This window comes from Stieleria sp., assembly GCF_041595215.1.
GTDB lineage: Bacteria > Planctomycetota > Planctomycetia > Pirellulales > Pirellulaceae > Stieleria > Stieleria magnilauensis.
This window is the reverse complement of sequence record NZ_JBFHKV010000693.1, coordinates 1-4,725: the sequence shown is the minus strand read 5'-3', so window position 1 is coordinate 4,725 and position 4,725 is coordinate 1. Positions and strand designations below refer to the sequence as shown.

Here is a 4,725-nt window from a genome sequence, read left to right as displayed (position 1 = left end):
TCACCCTCGTCAACGAGAAAGACAAACACGGGCCCAGATTTACTTTCAAGGGCGGTCCAGATTGCCGGATCATCTTTGATTCGGTCCACCTCTGGAAATGTGAAGAGTGACTGACATTCAGAGACCACGAGGCAGCAGCCATCGCGGTGGAAGAGTTTTACAAAAACAGATAGATGGACCGGCTCAAATGGTGCCACGCACCAATTGGTTTCGCTAGCAATTGGTTGCTAGTGTTGTGGGACGCGGCTGGTGCGTGGAAGCAGACGGAAACGGCGATGACACTAGGCGGGGCATTTGTAACGCGTTGGCCCGTTTACGGGCAGGTCATCGGATCCAGGGAACTCAGCCTCGAGGGAACGACGCAGATGGCCGCAAATTGCGGGCAGAAAGATGGGGGTGTCGGGAAGCGGATCGACAGGAAAATGGGGCGCGGGGACCCGAAGGGACCCGATCCATTGGGCCGGTTGCTGACGTGGATTCGCTGTTCTCAGCGATCCCCACCGATTTTCCTGTCACCCATCTTCTTGTCTCACTTTCGCTGTGAAAACGAAAAAAGCCCGCTCCCGACACGTGACGACGTGTCAGGAGAAGGCTTCGATACACCCGGCAGGATTCGAACCTGCAACCCTCGGTTCCGAAGACCGATGCGCTATCCAGTTGTGCCACGGGTGCGTGTCTTGCGACTCAGGACGTATTTTGCCTGATTCGGGTTCGGTTGTCTAGCGAGGTCATGGAAGTTCATCGTGCCAAATTGCATTGTTCCAGGGATCGGGATCTGCCGTCGATTTGGGGGGCGGGGAAATCGTCGGCGGCAGCCCTCCCTCGTTGCGCTCGACCCCATAGGCATTAAGTTAAGCCGTCGGTTCATCATGGAGGTGAAGTCTCCCTCCCTTTGGGAGGGTCGCGGAGGAGTTTGCGCTCGGAGCGGGGAGGGCTCTATCGGCGTCGTTGTTGGCATCGGTGAACGCGGGGTAGCGGAAACCCTCCCCTCGCTGCGCTCGACCCTCCTGCCAGGAGGGTGACGTTAAAAACTGCACGCCCCGCAATGGGGCGATGGAGTGCTTTGATTGTGGCCGGCGCGTTTTCTGGCAGCTGGCCCACCAGATCTGATTTTCGATCCCTAACAGCGCATTCCCCACCGCAATCGGTGGACAAAGGCTATTGGCGACTTGGGGGTTCCACCCGTCCCATTGAGTGCAGCCGATTGATCCAGTACGACACCCTTCAAACGCAACTGATTCGTGCACGAAGCAAGGCAAACGTCGGGTGCAACGCGTCTCAAGCGACGGCCCCACGAGGGGGCACCGGCGATGCACGCGTTGAGCAGCAAATCTGTTCTGCCGCAACAGGTCCTGAGTTTTCACGCTCTGTGACGAATCAGCCCACACACCGTTACGGAAGTCTTTGATCCATGCCACCCGTCGCCGCCGCAATCTTGATCGTCACGCTCGTCGCTGTTTGCGGGCTGTTGTTGGGCGGAATTCGCATCCGGGGGATCGGGCTGGGGCCGGCGGGGGTGCTGTTTGCCGGCATCTTGTTCGGCCACTTCGGCGCGTCGATCGATCCGGAGATCGCGGATTTCACCAAAGAGTTCGGGCTGATCTTGTTCGTCTTCACGATCGGATTGCAGCTCGGTCCCGGCGTGATTGAGCTGTGGAAGAAGCAAGGCATCTTGCTCAATTCCATGGCGCTCTCGATCGTGGTGCAGGCGGTTATCTTGATCTGCGCCTTTGTGTTGTTGCTGGAACTGCCCGTGTTCACCTCGGCGGGGTTGTTCAGCGGGGCGACGACCAATACGCCTTCCCTGGGAGCCGCGGAGCAGGCGGCGCTGTCACTGTCGGGCAACGAAAGGCCCGCGGGAATCGGATCGCTTGCCTCGGCCTACGCCGTCGCGTACCCCGGCGGCATCATCGGGATCATTGCCTCGATGCTTTTGATTCGACGGCTGTTCGGCATCAACGTCAATGACGAAGTGGCTCAAATCAAGGAGCTTGAGAAACAGGATCATGAACCGATCGAGCGTCGCACGATCGTGATCGACAACCCCCATTTAGGATCCATTCCCTTCGGCCAAATCCCTGGCGTCGAAGATTCCGGCGTCCGTATTTCGCGGATCAGACGCGCGGGTGAAGACATCGTTCAAGCCGCAACGGACGAAACGGACTTGCACGACGGCGACCTCGTTCAACTCGTCGGCCCACGAAGCACGTTGGATCGGATCGAGCCGGTTATCGGTCGCAAAGTCGATGTCGATCTGATGAAGGAGCCGGGCGAAGTGGCCTATCGCCGCGTCCTGGTGACCGATCCCCAAGCCTTGCGAAAGACACTCCGTGAGCTGTCGCTGGACAAAGTCTTTAACACGTCGGTCACACGGATCATTCGATCGGGCGTCGAGTTGACCGCGCGGGGATCAAGCCGCTTTCACTATGGCGATATCGCACACATTGTCGGTGACAAAGAGTCGATCGAACGGGTCACCAAATTCCTGGGGAACTCCGGCAAGTCGATGAAGGAGACGCACTTTTCGCCGCTATTCTTCGGCATCGCGATCGGGGTCGTCGCCGGGATGATTCCGTTTCATCTGCCCGGTGTCCCGTTCCCGATCCGGCTGGGGTTTGCCGGCGGGCCGCTGGTGGCCGCGATTGTGTTCAGTCTGATCGGCAGCGTCGGAAAGTTTGTCTGGTACATCCCCTACTCGGCCAACCTGGCGCTCCGGGAGTTGGGGATCATTCTTTTTCTCGCCTGCGCAGGCTTGGGCGCGGGTGAAACCTTCTTCGAAGCCGCGCTCAGTGTCCAGGGCGTCCAATGGATGGGGCTGGGCATCATCGTCACGATGGTCCCTTTGCTGACGACGGGAATCGCGGCGCGAATGATTTGGAAACAGAACTACTTGACGATCTGCGGCGTGATCGCCGGCAGCATGACCGATCCGCCGGCGCTGGCGTTCGCGAATTCTCAGGCCGACTCCGAAGCCAGTTCGACGGCCTATGCAGCCGTTTACCCGCTGACGATGATCCTGCGAATCATCGCCGCCCAAGCGATCATCATGATGTTCGCGTGAGACCGCGGTGCGGACCCGCGGTTCGCGCCGACGGTAGGCCCTCTGATGGAAAGAAAAGTAGGGCATGCTGTGCATGCCGATTGTCACGCACAGCGTGACCTACTGGTCTGCGAATTATCGCCGCCCAAGCGATCATCATGATGTTCGCGTGAGAGCGCGACGGACCGCCGGTTTGCGCCGACGGCAGGCCCTCTGGTGGAAAGAGAAGGAGGGCATGCTGTGCATGCCGATTGTCACGCACAGCGTGACCTACTGGTCTGCAATTGACCGGCGTTCCAAGGCGGAGCCTTGGAGCGAGGCAAGCAAGATGCTTACCCCACGTCCCTTTCGTCGCGCTGGCGGCCGGTGGTGGCGAAGGCGAGCGCGGCTGCGAAGCCGGCCAGTAACAGCGTGACCAAGGCCATTTGCCAGGCTTGGATTCTGTACTGCGAGGCGAATTCCAGATCGAGTTCCAACGGTGCGTTTTCGGCAACTTGCACGGTGCGACCGAACGTATAGACCGAGCCTTCTTCGGGCAGGCTGATGATGATCGCTTGCGGGGCCGGTTCGGTGGTGCGTTGGTGACGGACCAGACGGGCGGCGATCTGTTGCAGCACCGCGTTGTCCTCGGTCGTGTTGCCACGCAGCAGCTGACTCAATTGTTGAGGTCGGAAATTCAATTGGTCCTGTTGCAGGATCGGGTTGTCGGCGGCGGCCTCGCGGAGTTGTGGGTTGTCTCCCGACACGGTGTCGCTGGGCGTGTTGTACAGATACAGACGCTGACGACGTGTGTTGAGTCCGACGATCGCTTGCTGCGTTTGCAGATTCTCAAGCTGCACGCGGGCGTCTTCGTTGGAGGCTGCGTCCAAGGCGTATTGATTGGCGACGCTGTTGAGTGCCCAGCGGGCCTTGGTTTGTTCACCGGCCTGCAACAACTGGTTGGCTTGTTCGAGTAACTGGGCGGCCTGTTGCGCCTGGGCTTGTCGCTTGCCGACCGCTTTGGACAAATACGAGCTGCGATCGTATTGCTCTTGGTTGGTCTGGCTGATCAATTCCAAATTGCCGTCGTGATCGGTCAGCTCAAATCCTTTCGGTGCAACAACATTCCATTGGATGTTTTCCAGCGGCACGTTCAATTGGGGGCTGATCAATTTTAAATCCCGCAACCGATTTCCCGACACCGAATAGACAAAGCGGACGGTTGCGGTGCGGTCGTCGATGCCCGGCAGGATGTAGAACTGCCAGGTGTGCGTGTCGCCTCCCTGACGAATCGAATTGACGCTTTCGCCGTTGACGAAGATGCTGAACAGTTCGCCGCCATCGGGCAGACCGACACTCAGACTGCTGCGCTGGATGACTTCGACGGTCACTTCGACGGCGGTCAGTTGATCACCGGTCGGCGACAGGATGGTGGTCAAGGAACCTTGGGCCACCCGCAGCTTGAGCGCGTCGGCGATCGAATGCCGTTGGGCACGCACGATCAGTGGGCTGGTGGGAACGACGGCGCGGAGGGCGAACACCGGTGCGTTTCGGTTTTCCGCTTCGCGCAACATCGGGGGCACCGTGCTCCAGTCGATCTGTTGCCAGCCTTCGGACAGTCCGTCGAGTTCCAATTCCAAGCGGCCGCCGGCGCGAACGGCGTAGAAATACGACAGTTGTCGCGCTTGTGGGAAGCCCGCCGGGTT

Annotated in this window: 2 protein-coding genes, 1 tRNA gene and 1 pseudogene; 1 reads left to right on the top strand and 3 read right to left on the bottom strand. The window is 59.4% G+C overall.

The annotated features are described in order from the left end of the window. Nucleotides 1–197: hypothetical protein (locus ABX749_RS22640; RefSeq protein ID WP_372897983.1), on the bottom strand; the 197-nt coding region annotated here is incomplete at its 3' end. A gap of 401 nt (nt 198–598) precedes the next feature. After that, nucleotides 599–672 (bottom strand) — tRNA-Arg (locus ABX749_RS22635). Between the two features lie 739 nt (nt 673–1,411). On the opposite strand from ABX749_RS22635, the gene ABX749_RS22630 reads away from it, so the two are divergent. Next, complete coding sequence (locus ABX749_RS22630) at nt 1,412–3,061, top strand: putative transporter (RefSeq protein ID WP_372897982.1); 1,650 nt, start codon at nt 1,412–1,414, stop codon at nt 3,059–3,061. 311 nt (nt 3,062–3,372) lie between these two features. Here ABX749_RS22630 and ABX749_RS22625 read toward each other — a convergent pair. Then, nucleotides 3,373–4,725 (bottom strand): annotated as a pseudogene (locus tag ABX749_RS22625) (hypothetical protein); the annotation flags it as partial.